General features: G+C 71.0%; 12 protein-coding genes. 4 read left to right on the forward strand and 8 right to left on the reverse strand.

Annotated features, from left to right (window positions below; translation table 11 throughout):
• Positions 1-113 precede the first annotated feature (113 nt).
• On the reverse strand, positions 114-695 hold the full coding sequence (locus tag IOD14_RS22410) for a DUF4383 domain-containing protein (RefSeq protein WP_212671310.1): 582 nt from the start codon (positions 693-695) through the stop codon (positions 114-116).
• 136 nt (positions 696-831) lie between these two features.
• The gene (locus tag IOD14_RS22415) at positions 832-1,500 is read right to left on the reverse strand and encodes a hypothetical protein (RefSeq protein ID WP_212671311.1); all 669 of its coding nucleotides are present in this window, start codon (positions 1,498-1,500) and stop codon (positions 832-834) included.
• Positions 1,501-1,851: 351 nt separating this feature from the next.
• Here IOD14_RS22415 and IOD14_RS22420 point away from each other — a divergent pair, with 351 nt between their 5' ends.
• Positions 1,852-2,814, forward strand: coding sequence for an ABC transporter ATP-binding protein (locus IOD14_RS22420; RefSeq protein WP_212671312.1), 963 nt, complete (start codon positions 1,852-1,854; stop codon positions 2,812-2,814).
• Between the two features lie 44 nt (positions 2,815-2,858).
• Here the strand turns inward: IOD14_RS22420 and IOD14_RS22425 are convergent, their stop codons facing one another.
• The 3 genes from IOD14_RS22425 to IOD14_RS22435 form a co-directional block, all read right to left on the reverse strand.
• A complete protein-coding gene (locus IOD14_RS22425; protein WP_212671313.1) occupies positions 2,859-5,693 on the reverse strand; it encodes a hypothetical protein in 2,835 nt (944 codons plus the stop codon).
• A 59-nt stretch (positions 5,694-5,752) separates the two neighbouring features.
• The gene (locus IOD14_RS22430; protein ID WP_212671314.1) at positions 5,753-9,025 is read right to left on the reverse strand and encodes an ABC transporter permease; all 3,273 of its coding nucleotides are present in this window, start codon (positions 9,023-9,025) and stop codon (positions 5,753-5,755) included.
• A gap of 450 nt (positions 9,026-9,475) precedes the next feature.
• The gene (locus IOD14_RS22435) at positions 9,476-10,024 is read right to left on the reverse strand and encodes a hypothetical protein (RefSeq protein WP_212671315.1); all 549 of its coding nucleotides are present in this window, start codon (positions 10,022-10,024) and stop codon (positions 9,476-9,478) included.
• Between the two features lie 350 nt (positions 10,025-10,374).
• Here IOD14_RS22435 and IOD14_RS22440 point away from each other — a divergent pair, with 350 nt between their 5' ends.
• Positions 10,375-11,679, forward strand: a complete 1,305-nt coding sequence (locus tag IOD14_RS22440; protein WP_249126287.1) for a DUF3533 domain-containing protein — start codon at positions 10,375-10,377, stop codon at positions 11,677-11,679.
• Positions 11,680-12,406: 727 nt separating this feature from the next.
• Here IOD14_RS22440 and IOD14_RS22445 read toward each other — a convergent pair.
• Both IOD14_RS22445 and IOD14_RS22450 read right to left on the reverse strand, forming a co-directional pair.
• Complete coding sequence (locus IOD14_RS22445; RefSeq protein ID WP_212671316.1) at positions 12,407-14,461, reverse strand: putative Ig domain-containing protein; 2,055 nt, start codon at positions 14,459-14,461, stop codon at positions 12,407-12,409.
• 737 nt (positions 14,462-15,198) lie between these two features.
• Positions 15,199-16,035, reverse strand: coding sequence for a hypothetical protein (locus IOD14_RS22450; RefSeq protein ID WP_212671317.1), 837 nt, complete (start codon positions 16,033-16,035; stop codon positions 15,199-15,201).
• Between the two features lie 348 nt (positions 16,036-16,383).
• Between IOD14_RS22450 and IOD14_RS22455 the strand changes: the two genes are divergently transcribed.
• On the forward strand, positions 16,384-18,702 hold the full coding sequence (locus IOD14_RS22455) for an FUSC family protein (protein WP_249126024.1): 2,319 nt from the start codon (positions 16,384-16,386) through the stop codon (positions 18,700-18,702).
• Between the two features lie 19 nt (positions 18,703-18,721).
• Here IOD14_RS22455 and IOD14_RS22460 read toward each other — a convergent pair whose 3' ends face one another.
• Positions 18,722-20,272, reverse strand: coding sequence for an MFS transporter (locus tag IOD14_RS22460; RefSeq protein WP_249126288.1), 1,551 nt, complete (start codon positions 20,270-20,272; stop codon positions 18,722-18,724).
• 418 nt (positions 20,273-20,690) lie between these two features.
• Between IOD14_RS22460 and IOD14_RS22465 the strand changes: the two genes are divergently transcribed.
• Positions 20,691-21,803, forward strand: coding sequence for a DUF5937 family protein (locus IOD14_RS22465; RefSeq protein WP_212671318.1), 1,113 nt, complete (start codon positions 20,691-20,693; stop codon positions 21,801-21,803).
• The last annotated feature ends 38 nt before the right edge of the window (positions 21,804-21,841 follow it).

The following is a 21,841-nucleotide window of genomic DNA, read 5'->3' on the forward strand; positions in this document are numbered from 1 at the left end:
GCCGCGATCCACCTCGCGAGCGACACCGCCTCCTGCCCGACGGGCGACCTGCTGAACGCACCGCGGCGCCCGGCTCCGCAGGAGGCCGCCGCCCCGTCCGTTCCCGGCGCGGCTCACCCCGTGCGGGGCTCGTCGGACGCGGCGAGCGCCTGTCGGCCCGTCGGACCGCCGACGGCGACGGGCAGTGCCTCGCCCCGCTCCCGGCGACGGGCTGCGAGGGACTCGCGGGCCGCCTCACGGGCGTGCCGGCGGCGCCAGTACGGGTTGTCGTGCGGCAACTTGCTCGACACGCGTCCGTACATGCCGAACGTCAGGATGATCAGCCCCATGACGAAGCTGAACATCACGTTGGTCATGCCGAAACCGAGGAAGTTGGACGGCCGGTCGAGGATGAAGATGTGCGCGAAACCGCTCAGCAGGAACAGCGCGCCCACGACCATGTTGAGCGTCGACGCGACATTCCCTCCAACGATGGCTCCTGCGACGAGAGCCAGACCCACCACCAGTGAGACAAGGCTCAGTACGCCGTTGGTCGACATGCCGGCGATCTGCTTCCCGTCGGTGCTGAACGGACTCAGTTCGTCGGCGAATCCGAGAGCACCGAAAACCAGAAGGGTCAGCCCGCAGAAGGCGGCGCCGTACCGGTACACCGTGGCAAGTCTGTGGTCCACGGGGAGCTCGTCGCTGAGTTTCATGGCCCATTCCCTTCCCGAAAGGCGAGCGCATCGCGGCATTCCGCTCAGCAGCCCGGATATCGACCACTCACCACACTGTTCGCCCGAAAAACGCCGGACGGTTGCACCAGAACGAGGAAATCCCCGGGTATAGGTCTCATGGCCGCACCGGACTCACTCCCCCTGTCGCCACCACACGGCCGGCCGCGCTCACCACGAAGCGGGCCCCTCCGTGCTCCGGGACCACGTCGACGGCAGCACCCCTGTCCGGGACCGGTGACCTGACGTTCACGCGCAGTCCCACCACGGCACGAGCCGTCATGCCCGAGGACAACAGGACCGCCTGCCGACCTGCCTCCAGCACAGCCGGTGTGGTCAGCCGGCCGGGCCGGCCGGGCAGAAGCACCGGGTGACCGGGATCTCGCGGGGCGATCACCACACGGCCCTGGGCATCACGGGCGAGCAGCACGTCGGGGTCCGCGGCCGCGGCGGGGTGCAGCAGTCCGGGCCTCGGTGCCTCGCCGCGCGGCTCGCGTTCTTCCGGCCGTGATGCCGTGAACCGCATCGCGCAGGTCGCGAACGGCAACCCGGCGTGCAGGTACTCGGCCGTGACACAGAAGGAGACCGGGCTGCCGGCCCTCGTCACCAGGTCGCTCAGGATCACCCGGACCGTCACGTCGGTGGCACTGCCGCTTTCCGTGGGCTGTCCGTACCGGGACAGGCCCAGTCTCGCCGACACCGCCCCGTAGACCCGGGCCTCACCGGCGAGCAGGTGCCGGCGTTGAATGGCCGCAGCCAGTTGCCGGGGGGTTTCCGCAGCGATCAAAGGGTGGTGCTGCACCGTGAAGGTGCGTTCGTTCAGGGGGTGCGCACGTGGCCACTGGCACCGGCTGCACCCAGGACCCTTTGCTAGAGCTCGAAGCCGACCGACGACTTGCCGACGCCGGTCGCCCCGCACAGCCACAGAACCGGAAGATCACCGGAGATCAGGAAGGGGCACTGAGCCTGTCGTTCAACGTCCGGCGCCGGTGGCGTCGCACCACAACGAACTGGAGGATCCGACCCCTCACGGAGACTTCCGCATTACCCTGACGACTGCCTGACAGCGTTGTCTGCCTACTTCACCTTCTCGGGGGACCGTGTGCCAGTTCACGAACAGCCCACCGATGCACCGGACTTGGACGAGCTGCGTCGGCGGGCTGTGGCCGCGGCCCCGCAGCGCGAGGCGGGACTGGTCGTGTGCGAGAACCTGGTGCGGATCTTCCAGACCGAGGGCGTGGAGGTCCAGGCCCTGCAGGGCCTCGATCTGACGGTGGCCGAGGGCGAGATGATCGCGGTGGTCGGTGCCTCCGGTTCGGGCAAGTCGACCCTGCTGGGCATACTCTCGGGCCAGGACGTGCCTACGGCGGGCGGTGCCGAGGTCGCCGGGCACGACCTGCTGGCGATGAACCGGCGCGAGCGGCTCGGTTACCGGCGTCGCACGGTGGGCTTCGTCCTGCAGCAGACCTCCCGCAACCTCCTGCCGTACCTCTCGGCGGCGGAGAACGTGATGCTTCCGATGACGTACGCCGGGATCAGGCGCTCCCGGCGCCGGGCCCGGGCCGAGGAACTGCTCGGCCTCCTGTCCGTCGGCCACTGCCGCGACCGCACGCCCGACACGCTCTCCGGCGGCGAGCAGCAGCGGGTCGCCATCGCTGTCGCCAACGCCAACGAGCCGCGGGTGCTGTTCGCCGACGAACCCACCGGTCAGCTCGACACCGCCACCAGCGACGAGGTCTTCGCCGCGCTGCGCCGGGCCAACGAGGAGCTGGGAGTCACCGTGGTCGTGGTGACCCATGACGCGCTGGTGTCCGAGCAGGTGCAGCGCACCGTGGGGATCCGCGACGGACGCACCTCGACCGAGGTGCTGCGCCGGGTCGACACCGGTGAGGACGGCGTCGAGGTGCACACCGCGGAGGAGTACGCGGTGTTGGACGGCAGCGGCCGGCTGCAACTGCCGGGCGAGTTCACCGAACGTCTGCACCTGCGCAAGCGGGTGCGGCTCGTGCTGGAGAGCGACCACGTGGGTGTGTGGCCCGGCGAGGCCGGCCGCCCGGCGCGGGCGGAAGCCCAGGACACGACCGGCAGCCCCGAACGCTGAGCGCGTGAGGGCGACAGGTGGTGCGGGCGTCGCGGCCCAGGGCTTCAGGCGAGGCGCAGTACGGCTCCCAGTCCACGCCGACGGGCGAGCACGGCTTCGGTGACCGCGGCGGCGAGAATCAGCGCGGTGACGCCGGCGACGAGCGCGACGGTCAGTGAGAAGTCGGTGTGCAGTGCCGGCTGGGTGGGGCCGCCGGTGAACTGCCGCAGGTCCAACGTCTGCGCCATGAGCCGCGGTTCGAGTACTCCGAGCAGAGTGCCGCCCACAGCTACGGCGAGCGCGAGGGGCAGCAGTTGCAGGAAGTGCAGGATCCCGGCCTGTGTGCCGCCGAGTCCGAGTGTGCGCAGGAAGGACGTCGTGCGACTGCGTTCGTACGAGGTCAGCCTGAGTTCCAGGACGAGCGCGAGCAGTCCCGACAGGGCGGCCAGGATCGAGGTGGTGCTGTAGATCGTGACGAGTCCCCGCGTCAGGCCGTCGGTGCGCAGAGCACTCAGCGTCTCGGAGCGCACGCGAATCCGGGCCAGTGGCCCCAGTTCCCTGGCCGCCGCCGACCGCAGTGCGGCGGGTTTGGCGGTGGCGGGAGTGGCGGCCTTGACGAGCAGGACGGTGCTTCCCGAGGACTGTGGGGGGATCAGGCGCGCGGCTCGGGCCGTGGTGATCAGCAGCGGTGCATCGGCGGCGATCTGCGCCGTGACCGGCCCCAGGAGCGGATCGTGCAGTTCAGCGGCGGTAAGAGTGCCGGCCGGCGTGAAGACCAGGTCTCTCGGGCGCTGTCCGTGGGGCACGACCTTGCTGGTGAAGCCGCCGCGGTGCTCTCTCGCCCGCAGCTCGGGCGAGAGGAGACACGGCAGCGGGGCGTTCGCGTCGGCTCGGGCATCCGCCGACGTGGCCAGGCGGGCCAGCACGGTGGCGGCCAGCGGCGACTTCGGGGCGACGGCGGCGAGTTCCTCCGGGTCCACGGTGATCACGGCGACCGGCGAGATCTCCGCGCCGTCGGCCTGTCCTACCAGGTCGAGGGTGTACAGGTGCTGGAGGGCTGTCCGCGTTCCGCTGGTGCGGGCACTCGTCGCACGCGTGACGGTCCCGGCCACGGTCGCGCTCGCGTCGGCGCCGGTGGTCCAGGCCGCACCGGTGGCCAGACCGTCGTCGATCGTCTGGTGCACGAGCCCGCCGAACACGGCCGTCCCCAGGGTCAGGACCAGGACGAACAGCGCCAGCCCGGTCGCCGGGGCGTCGTGCGCGGCCCGGGCCGCGCCGATGAAGCCCACCGTTCCCCGGCCGCGCCGGGCCCGCCGCAGCACCATGCGCAGCACGAACGGGTAGCAGCGCAGCAGGATGAGTACGACGGTCAGCGCCACCAGTGCCGGCACGGCGCCGAGGATGCCGTCGGGGCCCTGCGAGCGCAGCGCGACCACGCCTGACGCCGTCGCGATCAGTACCGTCAGTTCCAGGACCACGCGCCGGCCGACGGCGATGTTCCGGCGTGAGCGCCGCAGCCGCCCGCGTCTGCGTGGTTCGCGGACCGCGAGCCAGGTCATCAGCGGCAGCGTCAGTGCCACCGCCGAGGCGGCGAGGGCGGCGGTCATCGGTTGGGGCGATCCGGACGTGCCGTCGGGAGCGAGGGCCGCTCCGGCCGTCCAGCCGAGCACTGCGGCGATCGCCACCACCGGCCAGGCCATGGCGCAGCGCAGCAGCACCAGCCGCACGGTGGACGCGCCCCGCGCGCGCTGCAACCGCAGATGCGCCTGCCTCCGGCGCAGCAGCAGCCGTACCGCGACGGTGACCGTGGCCAGTGCGACCGCGGCCAGCGCGTCGACGGCGAACGTAGCCAGCTGTCTGGCCTGTTGGTCCTCAGCGGTGAAGGCGGCGAGCAGCGGCGTCAGGGAGTCGATCGCCAACAGGGGGCCGGTGGCCTGGCCGCCGACATGGCAGCTGAGGTCGCTGGTGATCGGATCGACCCCCTGACACAGGTTCGCGTTCAGGTCCGCGCCGTAGTTGGACAGCGAGCCGGTCAGCGCCTGGGCCCGGTGGAGCGCCGCCCCGGACAGGTCGGCGCGCAGCTGCCAGGTCATCCGGGGGCCGCCGACGCCGGCTCCGGCCAGCAGGTCGGCCGCGTCGAGGCCGACGAGGCCGCGGACGGCGAGCACCGTGCCCGCGGAGTGCTCGGCCGGGTAGCGGGAGGGCTGGTCCAGTGTCTCGCGGCCCGACCAGAAGTCGTCGCTCGCGGCCGTGGTGCGGTAGACACCGCTCACGAGCAGCTGCGCGCGCGGCGGTGCGTCCTGCACGCCGGGCGTCTTGGCGAACTCGAGGGTCAGCCGGCTGCCGGCCCGCACACCGAGCGCGTCCGCACCGGCCTGCGACAACCCGATCTGCGGTGCCGTGCCCAACGGCGTGTGGTCGGCCGGCGGACGTCCGCTGACGTAATGCAGGTGGGCCCGCGCGGACGGCAGATAGCTGAGCGCCAGCCGGGTGCCGGCGTTCGTCGGACCCGGAGGCCGCGGTGAGATCAGGGACGTCTGCTCGTAGTCGTAGCTGCCGCCGGTGACCGTCACATGCCGTGCGGCGGGGCCCGTGAGCTGCTCGGTGAGGGTGCGTCCTGCGCCGAGCAGGCCGGCCGCGTCCAGGGCGGGCGGCACGGTGCCGAAGACCTCGGGTGTGGTGCTCAGGCTGATCAGGGGCGCTTGTGCCTGCGCGGCGTCGACACGCTGCCGCAGTGCCCGGTCCTCCTGGCCGCCCGCGAACGCCGGGGCCCACGCGCACAGTGCGGTGAGCACCAGGACCACGACCCCGAGGCAGGCCAGCAGCGGCAGATCGCCGCGGCTCTCCTTGCGTATCAGGCGCCGCGTGACCGCCGCGCCCGCGCGCACGGGTCGCGTCATGGTCCGTCCTTCCAGGTCGTGTCCGGGGTCGTCCTTGTCCGTCGTGCCGGGCCGCAGGCTCAACGGTCCTCACCCGCTCGCAGCACCCGTACCAGGTCCACTCGCGACAGCAGCCTGGCCAGCGCCAGCACGACCGCGCTGATGAGGACAGCGGTGGCCACCGTGAAGAGAGCCACGGTCGCCCAGGGCATGACCAGGGGCAGCGGCGGATAGGGCGCCTGCCCGTTGTCGTCCACCGTGACCAGTGGCAGCACCGCCGACGCGAGGGCCATGCCCATCAGCGCCCCGGGGACCACAGCGAACAGAGCCAGACCCAGTTGCTCGGCACCCAGCAGCGCGGACAGGTTTCCGGCGCGGACGCCGATCGCCCGCAGCAGAGCGAACTCCTTGCGACGCTGCCGGGTGGAGACCACGGCGTGCACGGTGAGGGCGATGACCGCGAAAGCGGGGGCCAGGTACCGGACCAGTTCCAGCACCCGGCGCAGCCCGCTGCGGAACGGGTCCGCCTGAAGGGAAGCGGCGGTACGCGCTGTGGTGGTGATGCGGCCCAGCGCGGGCTGTTCCTCGACGGCGGCGGCCGTGCGCGCGCTGTCGGTGCTGCTCAGCCACCAGAACGCGGGCTCCTCCGGGTCGGCGCCGACCCGCGTCATCGCGGCGGCGAGTTGCCGCTGGTCGGCGATCAGATGCCCTTGTCCGCGGCCCAGTCCGGGCAGCGAGCCGACCCGGCCCACCACCTTGGCCGTGATCCGGGCGCTTCCCAGGTCCAGCGTCGTGGTGGCGCCCACGCTCAGGCGCACGGCGCTCAGCGTCGAGGCGTCGGCGCGCACGGGCAGCGGCGCCGGACCGCCGGCCGGGCCCGCGACGAGTCGCACCTGGCCGGCGGGCCGGGTGTCGTAATCGCTCGCGGACAGGCCGCCGCCGAGTGCGTCGTCGACGGCCTGCGAGCGCCGGATACCGGTGCTGACGGTGGTCCGCAGTACCCCGGAGCCGCCGGGAACGACGGAGCAGACCCCGGGGGTGCCGGGCTCATAGCCCCCAGTGAGTTTCCCCTCGCACGCGCCCGCGGTGGAGTCGGAAGCGTGGGCCGTGCCGTCGGCCCAGGACTGCCCGCGCGGCAGCCGGGTCACCCAGGTGTCCGTGGCACCGCGCGCGCCCACCCGGATCAGTTCCAGGTCCAGTCGCGCGGGACGGGTGCCCGGCTGGGGGAGAACATTGACGGCGGTCACCGTCAGCGGGTACTGCCTCGGGTGGCCGCCGCTCAGCGACACCTCGAGGGGTACGACGACGGTGTGCCGGGCTCCGTCGGCGGCGGGCAGGTGGGTGGCAACCGTGCTGACGAGACCGGAGGCGTCCTGGACGGTCAACTCCAGTCCCGGTGCGGCCCGGCTGCTGTCACTGCTGAGCCGCTCGTCCAGCAGCAGCGCGGTCGGACGCCCGGGCAGCCGTATGCCGGAGACATCCGGTGACGGGGTGCGGGGAGCGGGTCCGCCGACCGTCCCGACCAGTTCCTCGGTGGCGCCGCCGGGCAGGTTCACCGTCGACCGCGTCACCGGCGTCACGGCGGTCACCGCCGGCAGGGCGCGATAGGCGGCGCCCAGTACGGAGGAGGGGTAAGTGCCGGCTGCGGACGGCGAGATCCGCGCGTCGGCGCCGACCGTGTACGCGGCCTCCTCGGAGGCGAGGGCGCCGAGGCAGGCCAGCGCGGTGGTCGCGAAGGCGCTCACCGACACGGCCAGGCACATCAGGACCACCGGTCCCGCGTTGCGCGCCGCCCGCCGGCCCAGCTGCCAGCCGGCCAGTGCGAGGACCAGACCCCGGCTGCGACGGCCGAACGCGTCCAGCGCAAGGGAGGCCAGCGGCAGCAGTCGTAGGAGAAGGAGGGCGGCGGCGCCCGCGACCAGGGCCGGCACCAGGACCAGCACCGGGTCCGCGGACGCGCCCCCGGTACCCGGACCGGCCAGCAGCGAGTGGTGCCGCCTCAGTTCCAGATAGCCCAGGACGGCCAGGGCCGCCAGGGCCAGGTCGGCGCCAAGGCGGTGCGTGGCGGTGGCCCGGGCGCCCCGGGCCGAGCGCGGTCGCGTCGACGGCAGTACGGGCAGCAGCACCGCCGCGGCGTGCACCAGCAGGGTCAGACCCACCGCCGCCCAGGCGCCGGTGCCCAGGGCGCCGGGGTGCAGCAGTCCGGCCAGGAAGGGCGCGGCGACAGCGGCCGGGATGCCGGTGAGCGCCCACTCCCCCGTGGCGCTCCCCAGCAGCCGCAGGGTTCCGGCGCCTCTGGCCCGTTGGAGAGCCAGTTCGTCGCGCCGACGCACCGTCAGCTGACGTGCGGCCAGGACCAGAGTGGCGAGGGCGAGGGCCGCCAGCATCACGCTCGGCAGGTACAGCGAGGACCGGGCCGCCACCATGGGCACCGTCAGGTCGTCGATGGCCCCCGGCAGACCGGAGACCACGGTCAGGTCGTCCAGCGAAGGCTGCCGCCCGCCGAACACCGACACGCGGCTCTGGCTCCCGGAGAACGCGCGCAGCCGTGCGTGCAGCCCGGCGAGGTCGGCCGCTTCGATCCGGGAGAAGTCGGGCTGCACACTCCAGTGGGCCGTCAGGTGGCTGTTCAGGACGGCGCTGCCGTTGAGGGCCGACGCCGAGACCACGAGCAGGCTCTGGTCGACGGTCGCCCCTGGGGCCAGGTCGCCGGCCATGGCCGGCCAGAATCCGGCGGCGCCGCGCGCCCGGAAGACGCCGGTGATCCGTACGGTCATGGGACGTCCGAAGGCGTCCTCCAGCCGCAGGGCGGTGCCGGGTCCGATGCCCAGACGCCGGGCCAGCGCGTCGGGCACCGCAGCGTCGACCGGGGCGGTGGATCCGGTGGCGACCCGGACGTCGGGGAGGGAGGTGAACGCGGCTGCCGGTGCGTCGGCGGTGCCGTCGGGCCACCGTCCGGCGACCAACTGCCCGAACCTGCCCCCGCCTTGGACGGCGACCGGGTGCAGCCCGCCGGCTCCGGGAAAACGCGGCGGGCCGGCCACGTCGCCGATCCCTGTCACCGAGACCGGCGACACGCCCAGCAGACCGACGTAGGTCCGCTGCGGCACTCCGGCGAACACCCGCTCGGCGGCGGCCCGTACATCGCGATCGGCGGCGGCCATTCCGCCGGCCCGAAAGGACGCGCTGACGCTCGCCTGTGCGTCGATACGGCCGGCCAGCCGCCGCACGGCTCCGTCCTGCACCGAACTCCCCGCCAGCGCCGCGAGCGCGGCCAGCGCCGTGGCACACAGCAGCACGGTCACCGCGACGGCGGCCAGCGCCGACCCGTGCCGGGCGGCCCGTCTGACCACGGCGGGAAGCCGCTGCCGAGATGGACGCGGGGCAGCCGGGTCTGGCCGAGGCGAAGAACTCAAGGCCGTGGCGGCCACATGCAACCCCCGCAGAATCGAACATGTGACGGTGACGGCGTGTCACAGTCCTACCAGGCACCACCAAGACCGCACAAGGATCGCCGACGCCGTTCGCGCGACACCGGTGGTGCCGACCTGCACGGGGTCCAAAGCCAGGCTCTTGCACGGGAGTTGCGGACGCATCCGGTGCAGCCACCGCGTCGCCGTTTCCGGGCGGCGGTACGTGCCGCGCGCTCGGCTCCGCCCGGCATTTGCGACGCCTCCTGGGGCCTCCGCGGCCGCCAGACGTGATCGTGGGCCGTTGATGTCCGGGCAGCGGTCCCGAAACGAACCGTGTACCCATCAGCAGATCCCGTGGCGGGCACGGGCACGGCTGTGGCCGGCAGGCGGCTACGGTCTGTCTCCGACGGCGCCGGTGCCGAGTCGGGTGAGCAGCCAGAAGGTGATTGCGGTGCCGGTCCCGTAGGCGAGGTGTGCGCCGAAATCCCAGGCCAGAACCTTGGTGTCGTACTGCCAGATCGGCCTGTAGAGCCCTGCGATCGGCAAGGTGACGTAGTCACCGGCGAACACCGCGCCACCCAATGGCACGCCATGGACAGGGGAAGGCCTGGGCAGTGATCCGGCCACGATGCCGTAGGCGGCGCCCGCCGCTGAGCCGTAGGCCCAGTGAGCGATGGTGCTCGTGAGCCAGGCGGAACCATCAGGAAGTCGGCGCTGGGTGAAACCCTCGATGACCCGCTTCGCCACCTGCCCCGGATCGGGGGCCTTCTCCCAGCTTTCGACCGGCGCGAATTCCCAGGCGAGTGGGCTGTTCGTCCCGCCTGCTCGACGGTAGTTCAGGTAGTGGACGGCATCCAGACACACCGTTCCCACCGCCCCGGCCAGCAGGCCGGCGGTGACCGCCGCGAGGGGAGTCAGCGGGTTTCTTCGGGAGCGCATGACGCAATCTCCATATCGGTCAGGGCCGAAAGGATGACGCCCCTCCCTTCCTCACCCGGGCGGCGCGGCGGAACATCCGGCCCGCAATCGAGTATCCGGCGGTCGGAGAACGTCCGCGAGCGCAGGCGGGGAGGGACGGTGGGTGCGTGCGGGGCGACGTGCGGATTCTTTCGTGACTGCAGGTCACCCACGCTCGCCCCGGACACGGGCCGTGTCGTTGAGTGATGATCTGATCACAGATGGTTATCGTCCCTACGGGGTCCGCAGTATTTGTCTGTGACTCCTGCGAACAGCGAGCGACCCTGCAGGCGAATCCCGACAGCGCTGGGCCGTGTCCCGATTGGAGTTCCATGACCTCGGCGGGTTCCGGACAGCAGCAAGCGCTCGCGCGCGCCTTTGCTGTGGCTCGTCATGGCCGGTTGTGGCTGGTGCCGACCGTCCTGTGCGCGCTGGTGGCGTTGTTTCTGACGCTGCTCTACATGGGCGGCATCCTCAACCCGAACGGAAACCTGCGCCGATTGCCGATCGCCCTGGTCGACACGGACCAGGGCCCGCCGCTGCCCGGACAGCAACAGGCCCTGGGCGCGCAGGTGAGCCGGTCGGTCGTCGCATCAACTCCAGCGGGCACCGTGCAGTGGCGTCGGCTCAGCCAGGCGCAGATGCAGGACCAGCTGGCGTCGGGCAAGGTCTACGGCGCCCTGGTCATCCCAGCCGACTTCACCACTTCGGTGGCGGCGCTGACGACGCCCCAGGCCTCGGCGCGGCCCTCCCTCACGGTCCTGACCAACCCCGGGCTGGGCAGCCTCGGCTCCTCCCTGGCCAGTCAGATCAGCCAGCGTGCGGCTCACCAGGTATCCCTGACCATCGGCCGACGGCTGATGACCCAGGCTTCCACCCAGGGCGCCGACGCCACGACCCTTGCGCTCCTGGGCGACCCGATCGATGTCACTACTCGCGTGGGCCACCCCATCGGCCACCACAGCGGCCTCGGCCTGACAGCCTTCTACTTCACCCTGCTCCTGGTGCTCACCGGGTTCGTGGGCGGAAACATCATCAACAGCGGGGTCGACGCGGGCCTGGGATACACCGACAACGAGATCGGCCCCTGGCACACCCGGCGGCCGACGGTGCCGATCAGCCGCACACAGACGCTGCTGCTGAAAATGCTCATGACCGCGGGAATCACCGTGCTGACCACCAGCCTGCTGATGTTCGCCGCGATCACGATTCTGGGCATGGACGCATCGCACCTGCCGCTGCTGTGGATCTTCTCCTACTGCGCGAGCCTGGCCGTGGGTCTGGGGGTGCAGGCCATCAACGCGGCCTTCGGCGGGATCGGCCAGGTGGTGTCCATGTTCGTGTTCATCGCCCTGGCCCTGCCGTCCTCGGGTGCGACGATTCCCCTCCATGCCGTTCCGGGCTTCTACCGCTTCCTGGCCCTGTTCGAACCGATGAGGCAACTCAGTGACGGTGTGCGATCCATCCTCTACTTCGACGCCCGGGCCGACGCCGGCCTGACCCGCGGCTGGTCCATGATCGCCATCGGCGTTGCCCTCGCCCTGCTGTTCGGGTTCGCCATGACCCTCTACTACGACCGCAAAGGGCTGAACCGCCTGACCGCACGGCCCTCCGCAAAACCCGGTGAGGCACCGTGATCGGCCCCGAGCCGCACGAGAGTCCGCACACCGTACAGCCGTCGAACAGGACGCTGCGTCGGTCACCTGCGACTACCAGCTCTCACCGCACACGCGGCAACCTGTCGAGCCAGTGCACGGCACGTCGAGCGTTCAACAGCCAGTACGGGCCTTTTGGTCCTGCCATACCGCGGTCGGCCGGGCCTGGGTCAGTTGGCCTCCCACCAGCGGGGAGTGACGTCAGCACAGTTGTCGGCTTCGCCTGCCCGGCAAATTCAGCACCTGACCCGGCGATGGCCGTACTCGCGCCATCGAAGCCGTCACCGGAGCGGACGATTTCCCCGCCGACCTCGCCGGACGCTACGGCTGGATCAACCGTGCCCTGCCCGACGTCGAACTGGACGGCTTCGTGGAGCTCCTGGACGAACCCGTCCCCGGCTTCCCGCCCGCGGGCCTCCAGACCCCCAAGCGTTTGATCAACGACCTCACCCGAAGCCCGCGCGTATCCGCTCCGAGGCCGCCACCTTCCAAGCACTGATCGCCCTGGCCGGAACCCGCGATCGTCTGGACCGTCTGGCTCACCGAGCCGCGTGCGGAGGATCGTTGCGGCGGCGCAAACTGTTCGTCGCAGGGCTTGCGGGTACGAACGCGTCATCCGAGGCCGCCGGCGGTGAGGACTGAGTGGATCGCGGGTGTCCCGCACGCGGACGGTCTCCGCGTGCGGGATCGGGTGCTTCCTCCGGGAGGGTCAGCTGGTCGTCAGGGCGGTGTCGTCCACGACGAAGCTGGTCTGGAGGGAGGAGTCCTCCACTCCGTTGAACTTCAGGGTGACGGTGGAGCCGGCGTACGAGGACAGGTCGAAGGACTTCTGGGCGTACCCGGAGGCCTTGTTGAGGTTGGAGTAGGTGGCCAGGGTGGTCGAGCCCGCGGTGACCGTCAGCTTGTCGTACGCGCTGCTGGTCGAGGTCTCCGCGGTGTCGATGTGCAGGTAGAAGGTGAAGGTGGCCTTGCAGCCGCTCGGCACGGTCACCGACTGGGAGAGCGTGTCGGTGTGCGCGGAGCCGTAGCCGTCCAGCCAGGCGTAGTAGGAACCGGCGTGTGCCGCCTCACTGGTGGAGTTGGTGATGACCCCGCTGGAGCCGGTCCAGGTGGTGTTGCCCGACTCGAACCCGGCGTTGCCGAGTAGCTGGGTCGAGGTGCAGGTGCCGCTGCCGGAGCCGACGGTCCAGGTGAAGGACGTCGAGCCGGAGGCACCTGTCGAGTCCTTCGCGGTGACGGTGACCTGGTAGGTGCCCGCGGTGGACGCCGTTCCCGTGATCTTGCCGGTCGAGCTGATGGACAGGCCGGTCGGCAGCCCGGAGGCGCTGTAGGTGAGGGTGGCGCCCGCGCTGTCGCTTGCGCTGATCTGCAGGCTGACCGAACCGCCGGTCGTCGTCGACTGGCTGCCCGGGTTGGTGACGGTCACCGTGTTGCCGGAGGTGAAGGCGGTGATGCCGTTGGGGGTGCCCCAGCCGGTCGGGCCGTCGTAGCCGGTGCCCGCGGTGCAGAAGTACGAGGTGGAGCAGGAGCCGTTGTTGCCGCTGGTCACGTCGTACAGGTTGGAGGTGTGGGAGTAGGGGTACTTCGCCGGGTAGTCGCTGGAGCCCGGTGTGCCGGCGAGGGCGTAGACACCGGCGACGATCGGCGCGGAGGCGCTGGTGCCGCCGTAGACCGCCCAGCCGGAGCCGCCGTAGGTGTCGTACACGGCCACACCGGTCGCCGGGTCGGCGACCGCGGAGACGTCGGCTTCCATCCGCTTGGTGCACCCGGTGTCGGTCTGCCAGGTCGGCTTGGCGTCGTAGGCCGAGCAGCCGGAGCCGGTGCCCTCGGTCGAGCTGGTCTTCCACACGGACTCGGTCCAGCCGCGGGAGTTGGAGGACGTGGACAGGGCGGTGCCGCCGACTGCGGTCACGTACTGGGAGGTCGCCGGGTACTCGGCACCGTAGGCGGAGTCACCGGAGGAGACGGTGATCGCGACACCCGGGTGCTTGAAGTACGAGGTGTCCTCGCTGGTCTGGGAGGAGGCTTCGTCGCCGCCCCAGCTGTTGGAGACGAACTTGGCGCCGAGCGAGACCGCCTCGTTCTCGGCGATGCCGAGGTCGGTGTCGTTGGCGGAGTTGGCCTCGACAAGGGTGATGTTGCAGTTCGGGCAGACGGCGCTGACCATGTCGATGTCGAGGGCCTCCTCGCCGGCCCAGCCGCTGTCGTTGGTCGGCAGCGAGGTGGTCGAACCGGTCTGACTGACCTGCTTGAAGCAGCCGTTGGCCTTGGTGCAGGCGGACAGACCGTAGGTGGAGCGGTAAGTGGCGAGGTCCGACTCGGCGTTGGGGTCGTTGTAGGCGTCGACCACGGCGACCGTCAGGCCGCTGCCGCCACTGGTGGGCAGGTTGTAAGCGCTGTGCAGATTGGCCGGGGAGAGGCCGGAGGGGGCCGCGGCGGCGAGCGCCGAGGCCAGCCGCTGCTTGATGTCGGTGCGGCGCTGGGCGAAGCAGGACGCGTGGCCCGGCTCGGCAGTGGCGCACAGGTGAGTTGTGGGTACCTTCTGGCCCGCCTTGCCGGTGGAGTGGAAGGTCTGACGCGCGGGGTCGGTCAGCGCCTTGTTGTTCTGCGTGACCTTGGTGGTGTGCGGGTGGGCGGCAGCGGCTTGGGCGCCGGCCGTCGGTGCCGCGACGAGTCCGGCGAAGGTAAGGGCGAGTGCCGGGAAGGAGACGGCGAGGAGTCTTCGCAGACTCCGTCTCCGCTTGCTCAGACGTGACGCACGCATGGGGTTCTGCCTCCGTTGACATGGGGATGCGCTCTGCATTGGCAGGCCCGTGACGCGCGTAGCGGCGGCGAAACCGCGCAGCCATGAGCATGACATTCACTGACCCGACATGCCGATGAACATGACATGACAGGGTGCGAGAGGAACGTAAATCCCGAGGCGGCCGAACCGGCAGGTCCGCAAGGAAATCTTTGCTCCGCCATAGGATGAGAATGGCCACTTCATTGGAGGTAACTGGGGCGGGCTTGGCGCAGAGCAGAAGACTCAAGCCGGCCGCCCCCGGAGGCGGACTCTGCAGCGTCTCGAGGACCTCTTCAGAGGTGGCACATCCCGACCACCGTGCCCGTCTCCGACCATCCGTCATGCCGACGGCGACGGGGAGTTCGGCGGCACACACTCGCCTGCGGTGCGGACAACGTTCCCGTACTCTTCCTGGAAGCCACCGCGTAGGCACGGCTCCGAGGGGGCAGGACAACCCCACCCGCACGCCGTTCACGTCGGTCTCGACGGACCCGAGCACTCTCAACCGCAGCATGGTGCACAAATCGTCAAGGCTCCTCCGGTGCCGTCAGTCCGGAAGGGCCCGCCACCGGGGGCCCGATCGAGTCACCGGCCCCGCTGTCCTGGTCATCCCGAGGCTTGAGCCGGTGCCGCCGTCGGCAGCCGCGTGCAAGCGCCGAACCACTGCATCAAGCCGCGCGTCCTGCGCAAAGGCCAGACCGTCACGGTGATCCTGCTCATCGACGAGCGTCGGCCTCCGGAGTCGTGGTGTTCTCCCCGCGGAGTTCCTCCGCGACTTCGTACGCCCGATCCGGGTCGTAGACCGTCACGGACTCGGCCGGTGAATACAGCGCCATGGCCCGGGGCGTGTACTGGTAGCTGCGGACGCCGTGGCGGACAGCCAGCTCGTCGACCACGCCGACGGGCACATGCCACTGGGCAGCCAGGTGTGATGGCGTCCACCATTCCTCCGGGCATGCGAAGTTCCGGTCGACTTTCGCCAGGTGCTCCACCGCTACACCAGCCGAAGCGAGTTGGCTGGTCAACCAGGCGAGCAGTGCCTCTGCGTCGACCTGGGACATCGGTGCCCGAAACCCCGGCTCGCACTGAACCGTCCCGCTACGCGTGTGCAACACCACTTGGATGGACTTTCGTTGGCCCAGCTTGAGCCCTTCGACAACGACGACGCGTTGCAGATCAGCCGCAGCGACGATCGACGAACGCAGGAAGCGCGCGATCACGAGTTGTTTCGCCTCTCCCCGAGGACGGAACTCGATCCACCGCACCATCGTGGCCGACACCGTGAACATCAAGGCCAGGGCGAGCCCGATCACGGCCAGGACTGTCAGCCCGAGACCGATCCGGACGATGGCCCACAGCAACCCGGACTCCGTGAGCAGGGCGATCACCAGCATCGGCAGCAGCAGGGGGGTCGCCACCCACAGCGGGACCAGGGTGCTCCCGCCGAGCGCGACACCGAACTCGCGGATGCGACTCGGCACGAACACCAGCCGACCACCCGCTGCCGTCGCCGACACAACTCCCGCCAGCGGGTTCGTGCTTCGAGTGGCCATGGGGCAAATATAGGTATCAGTGGAGACATGCGTAAGTGGCCTGGACAGCACGGCAGTTCTGCGTCCGCGAGGCCCCGCATTTTGACCGCTCGCCGCCGGCGCCGATCGTCTTCCTCGCTTGCCAGATCCCCGACAGCGTCAGGCGCTGAGCTACGGAGCTGCTCACAACTCCCGACGGCCTGGGGTCCTGCCTGGCCTCCGCCAGGACCGCGACGACGGTCAGGCGCCGGTCAGGAGCCGGTCGCACTGCTCCCGTGTCAGCCGCGTCGGCGTCGGTCAGGCGAAGGCATCCCCGCCACGCGAGCGGCCCAGGACGCGCGCCTGAGGTGTCGGGCTCATCCTGGAGGGGTGAGGGGTGTGCCAGCCGGGTTGTTCCCAGCGGCCTACGCCGCGGCCAGCCGACGGGCCGTGCGCGTGGCCCTGGCCGCTGCGATCGGCTTCTACCTCTTCCGCTACGGGCTGGACAGTCCCGTTGCGGCCACGTACGCGCTGTTCGGCGCGGTGGCCCTGGGCGGACTCTCGCGGATCCCGGGGACCGGGCGGCAGCGCGCGGCGAGCATGCTGCGGGTGCTTCCGGTGTGCTGGGTCCTGGTGGTCGTCGGCACCTATCTCTCGGTGCGCACCTGGAGCGCCGTCGCCGGGATGCTGGCGGTCGGCTTCGCGCTGGCCTTCTCCGCCGTGGGCGGACCGCGCCCGGCAGGCGTGGCACCGGGGCTCCAGCTGCTGTACATCCTGCCGTCGTTCCCGCCGTACGATCCCGGCTCGCTCGACGAGCGGCTGCTCGGGACGACGACCGGACTGGTGCTGCTGATCGCCACCGAGGCACTGGTCTTCCCCGAGCCCTCCCCGACGCCGTACCGGGAGCGGACAGCTCGCGCCGCACGGACGGCGGCCCACTGCGCCCGAACCCTGGCCGTGCCGCCGTATGTCCTCACGACCCAGGACCGCGGCGCGGCGGAAGAGACCGGACGGGGGCTGCGGTCCCTGATGGTGCCCGAGGCGGAGCGTCCGGCCGGTCCCGGTGTGCGGGTTCGGGCCCTCGCCCACACCGGCCTCGCCGTCCGTACGCTCCTGAATCGCCTGGCGTGGCTGACGGCTCCGTCCCGGGCGCAGGAGCGCGAGGTGGCGGCCGTGCTGCGGGCGGCGGCGGAGCTCGCGACGGCGACGGCGGAGTGTCTGCGCGCAGGGACCTCGCCGGTGGGGCCGTACGACGAGCTGTCCTCGGCACGTGCTGCGCTGTCTGCCCTGTCCGGGGGGACGTCCGGCTCGGGGGCCACGCCCCGGTCCGGATTCACGCCTGCTGTGCTGCGCAGGCATGCGGCCGTGCTGGAGATCGCGGACGCCGCGCTGGCCATGGGGGCGGCGGCCGACCGTGCCGTACGCGGACGGCATGCCGAGGTGGAGGTGGCGCCGGAGCGCTTCTGGTACTCCACCGTGCCGGCCCCGGTGCTGTGGTGGCACAGGGTGCGCGGCCATGCCGGACGCCGGTCGGTGTTCTTCCAGAACGCGGTGCGGATCGCGCTGGCCCTTACGGCGGCGCGGCTCGTCGCGGGAATCGACACCCTGCCGCACGGCTTCTGGGCCATGCTCGCCACGCTCAGTCTCACCAGGACCACCCTGGAGGCGACCCGTCGCACCATCCGGCTCGCGCTCACGGGCACGCTGGCCGGGGCGCTGCTGACCGCCGCAACACTGACCCTGGTGGGCACCCACACCAACGTCTACGCCGTGCTGCTTCCCCTGTGGATGCTGCTCGCCTTCACGGTCGGGCCGGTGCGGGGTGTCGGGTGGGCCCAGGGGCTGTTCACCGTGCTGGTGGCCCTGGTGTTCGCGCAGCTGGCGCCGTCCACCTGGCAGCTGGCGGAGGTGCGCATGCTCGACGTGCTGATCGGAAGCACGATCGGCGCCGTGTTCGGGCTGCTCGCGTGGCCGCGGGGCGCTCATGACGAGATGCGCCGCGCGGCCGCCGAACTCCTGCGCACTGCCGCGGAGGTCGTGGTGGCCACGACCTCGTCGGTGGCGGGCGGTGCCGCCACGATCGTGCCGGCGGCCGCGCCGGGGCAGCGGTCCCTGCACCACGCGCTCGTCCTCGCCGAGTCGGCCTACGCGCAGTTCCAGAGCGAGCCCACGACCTTGACGGGCGCCGGGCGCGGTTACCCGCCGTCGGTGGACTGGCAGGCGACGCTCATCGCCGGCCACCACACCCTGTGGGGCTCCGAACGGCTCGCGGCTCCGCCGGCCACCGTGCTGCCCGCGGCGACAGCGCGGATCGTGGAGGCGCTCGGCGAACGCATGGCCGGGCGGATGCTGCTGGTCTCCGCGGCCCTCGATCCCGGCGGGGACACCCCGCCCACGCCCGTACCTCGGATCGATCCGGTGCACCCCGAGTTCGACGCCGAGCCGGCGGGCGCGCCCCGCCGGTACTACGCCGTCGTCGAGTGGCTGGCATCCCTGGCTGCCGATCTGACCCGGATCTCCCGCGCGGCCTCACCAGAGCCCGCCGACTCGCACACCGCCGGCTGCTCTGGGGGTGGCGGCAGCACCGGGGATGGCGGCAGCACCGGGGATGGCGGCAGCACCGGGGATGGCGGCAGCACCGGGGGCGGCGGCAGCACCGGGGATGGGGGCAGCACCGGGGGCGGCGGCAGCTCTTGCAAACCCGCCTGACACGGGCGGCTGGTGACGATCAGTCGGTCTTCGTGGCGGCCTGCCGATGCGGCGCCTCGACGGATGAGGCACCGGCCGCGGCCTCGGTCCCGCCCGGGTGCCACAGCGCGCACAGGAACGCAATCCCCAGGGCGACGGCCATGCCGTAGAAGACCCACTGGTTCGCCTCGGCGAAGTCCAAGCGCACCGCGCTGACGATGTCGTGCATCTGGTCGGCCGACGCGCCGGTGCCCGAAGGCGGGTTGGCGTCGCCGCTGCCCGTGATGGAGCTGCTGAGGCGGTGAGCGGTGTCCCGGGCCTGTTCGGCCGACAGGCCCCGCGCCTGCAGGGTGTCCGTCACATTCGCCCGCGTGGCATGGGTGAGCATGGTGCCGAAGACGGCCATGCCCACGCTCGCGGCGTAGTTCCGCACCGTCTGTGTGACGCCGGTGACCTCGCCGTAGGACGGGCCGATCGCACGGTTGACGGCGTCCGTCGAGGCGGGAGCCAGGATGAAGCCGATGCCCGCTCCGGCCAGAGCCGCGTACGGCCACTGGTCGTGCATGGACAGGTCGGTCAGCTTGCCCGCCCACAGGGCGAATCCGACGCAGCCCACGACGGCGCCCGCCTTCAGCGCCGGGCGAGCGCCCCGCTGATCGAGGATCCGCCCGCCCCACTGCGAGGCGATGGCGAAGCCCGCGAAGACGTACAGCAGGAACAGAGCTGCCTGGTTGGGCGAGGCGCTGAGCGAGACCTGTGCGTACACGGACGCGAAGAAGAACAGCGGGACGAACGCGAGCATGGCGAAGAACAGCACCACCGCATCAACGGTGAAGCCCCTGTCCCGGAAGACGCGCAGGTCGATCAGAGGATGCCGGACGCCCCGCTCGTAGCGGACGAAGACGGCGAGGATCGCCAGGCCGCCCACGACGCAAAGCCAGGTGGCCGGGCTGTCCCAGCCCCAGGAGTAGGCCTGCTGGAACCCGAGAACACTCAGTCCCATGCCGGCTGCCATGAGAGCGGCTCCCACGATGTCCAGGGTGCCCGCACGTCTGCGGTCGGCGATGTGCGCCATGGCGGTGAGGACCAGCGCCACCACTGCCACGGGAACGTTGACCCAGAACACCGCACGCCACGTCCATGCCGCCGTCAGCCAGCCGCCCAGCAAAGGTCCGACGGCAGTCAGTGCGCCGGACAGCCCGAAGAACAGCGCGAGGGCACGGCCGCGGCGCTCGGCCGGGAAGACCGCCACGACCACCGCGAGCGCGGCGGGGAACAGCAGCGCCGCCCCTGCCCCTTGGACAGCACGGAAGCCGATGAGCCAGCCCTGCGCGGCCTCTCCCTTGGGGACACAGCCGCACATCACCGAGGCCACGACGAACACCAGCACGCCGATGACCACGATCCGGCGCGGACCGTACAGGTCGGCGAGGCGGCCGCCGACGGCGAAGAAGGCGGCCAGTGCCAGGAGATACGCGTTGATCACCCACTGCATGCCGGATGCTGAGAGGTCCAACTCCCGAACGATGTCCGGGGCGGCGATCGACACGATGGTCTGATCGATGAACGTCATCGCAACCGCGAACATCATGGCCGCGAGGGCCAGCGTCTGCTGATGCACCGAGCGAGGCGCGGGCGTGGTGCCAGCACCCTTGAAGCGTGTGTCACTCACTCTGCCAGTCTGCCTCTACCTGGGCGAGACCGCAGCGGCAGAGCGGGGTGCGGCGGAGCAGGGGCTCGCCGCCCGGCCGCGCCCTGCCTGCGCCAACTGGGTACAGCGCCCGGTCACGTCGGTCAGGTCGGTCAGGTCGGTCAGCAAACTTCGACACATCACTGCAAAGCCCTGTCCGGGCCGGGCTGCTCAGACCCATCTCGGATGTTCTGCGCGAGGACGGAAAAGCCCAGCGGGCCCTCCTCAGACGCTGGGCGGCCCAGGTACGGGACGTGGGCCGCGCACAGGCGACCACCGGTCGCGGCAATGGCAGTCGGCTCTCGGTGATGATGTCGCCATGACCATCACTTTCCGGATCCCCGCGTCCAGCGCAGAACTCGTGGGGTTCTCGTACTCGCCGTCGATGGAGGCGGTGCTGAGCCTGCACGTGCTGGTGGAACCCAAGCATCATCCCGTCCAACACGCCTGGGTACGGGCCATGCGCAGGCTGTCGCCGGCGCTGAAACGCGAGATCGACGTGTTCTCCTTCGCCTTCCGTTCCTACTTTCCGGAGTTCTTCTTCCCGTCGCCGACGGGTGAACTGCTCGGCTTCGAGGACGAATTGCGACGACTGCGCTCGGTCGACCCGGAGCTGGTGCAACTGGAGTTCGCAGTCGCACTGGGTGTTCAGCCGTTCGGAGGCGGGCCCGGCAGGAACCCCGCTGCCCTCAACGAACCCGAAGTCCGCCGTCGACTGGAGGAGCAGGCGGGGGCAGCAGGCGATGAGAGGCTGTCCAGGCTGCTGCTCGATGAGCCTGCCGCACTGTTGGAGCGGTTTCTGAAGATGCTGGAGCGCTACTGGGAGGAAGCGTTCTCACACGAGTGGCAGCGTATCGAGCCGGGTCTCGCCGAAAGCGTCGCCGAGGCCGGTGGTCAGATCGCCGAGCACGGTCTGTACAGCCTGTTCCGTGGCCTGTGGCCGGAGGTGCGCAGTGACCCCGAGGCCGGGCGGGTCTGGCTGGAGCGACCGCACGATCACGTCGTCGAGATCACGCCGGAAAGGCAGCTCGTCCTCGCCCCCAGCGCCTACGTATGGCCGCACGTTCGCGTCAACTGCGACGACCCCTGGCCGCTCGGGCTGGTGTTTCCCGCGTCCTCCATCGTCCGGGAGGCCCGCCCGCGCATCCCCCCGACGCGGCTGACGGGAATCCTCAGGGCGCTGGCCGACGACACCCGCCTGCGTACCCTGCGGCTGATCGCCGAACAGCCGCGCAGCACGCAGGAGCTCGCCCCCCTCGTCGGAATCACCGAGGCCGGTCTCTCCAAGCAGCTACGCCTGCTGAGCGAGGCAGGTCTGGTCGAGCGCCGCCGCGAGGGCTACTACGTGCTGTACCGGCTGGTCCCGGAGCAGGTAGCAGCTCTTGCCCCCAGCCTGGAGGCATTCCTGCACGCGAGCGACCCCACTGATTAGCGCCATTCTCAATCAGTTGATCAAGGACATCGCTCGTT

It is taken from the genome of Streptomyces sp. A2-16, from assembly GCF_018128905.1.
In the GTDB taxonomy this organism is placed as follows: Bacteria; Actinomycetota; Actinomycetes; order Streptomycetales; family Streptomycetaceae; genus Streptomyces.

Excerpts from the sequence above, each read along its gene's own strand:
- IOD14_RS22440 (WP_249126287.1), top strand. The coding sequence starts at position 10,375 with ATGACCTCGGCGGGTTCCGGACAGCAGCAAGCGCTCGCGCGCGCCTTT.
- IOD14_RS22450 (WP_212671317.1), bottom strand. The coding sequence starts at position 16,035 with ATGGCCACTCGAAGCACGAACCCGCTGGCGGGAGTTGTGTCGGCGACG.
- IOD14_RS22410 (WP_212671310.1), bottom strand. The coding sequence starts at position 695 with ATGAAACTCAGCGACGAGCTCCCCGTGGACCACAGACTTGCCACGGTG.
- IOD14_RS22460 (WP_249126288.1), bottom strand. The coding sequence starts at position 20,272 with ATGATGTTCGCGGTTGCGATGACGTTCATCGATCAGACCATCGTGTCG.
- IOD14_RS22435 (WP_212671315.1), bottom strand. The coding sequence starts at position 10,024 with ATGCGCTCCCGAAGAAACCCGCTGACTCCCCTCGCGGCGGTCACCGCC.
- IOD14_RS22425 (WP_212671313.1), bottom strand. The coding sequence starts at position 5,693 with ATGACGCGACCCGTGCGCGCGGGCGCGGCGGTCACGCGGCGCCTGATA.
- IOD14_RS22445 (WP_212671316.1), bottom strand. The coding sequence starts at position 14,461 with ATGCGTGCGTCACGTCTGAGCAAGCGGAGACGGAGTCTGCGAAGACTC.
- IOD14_RS22465 (WP_212671318.1), top strand. The coding sequence starts at position 20,691 with ATGACCATCACTTTCCGGATCCCCGCGTCCAGCGCAGAACTCGTGGGG.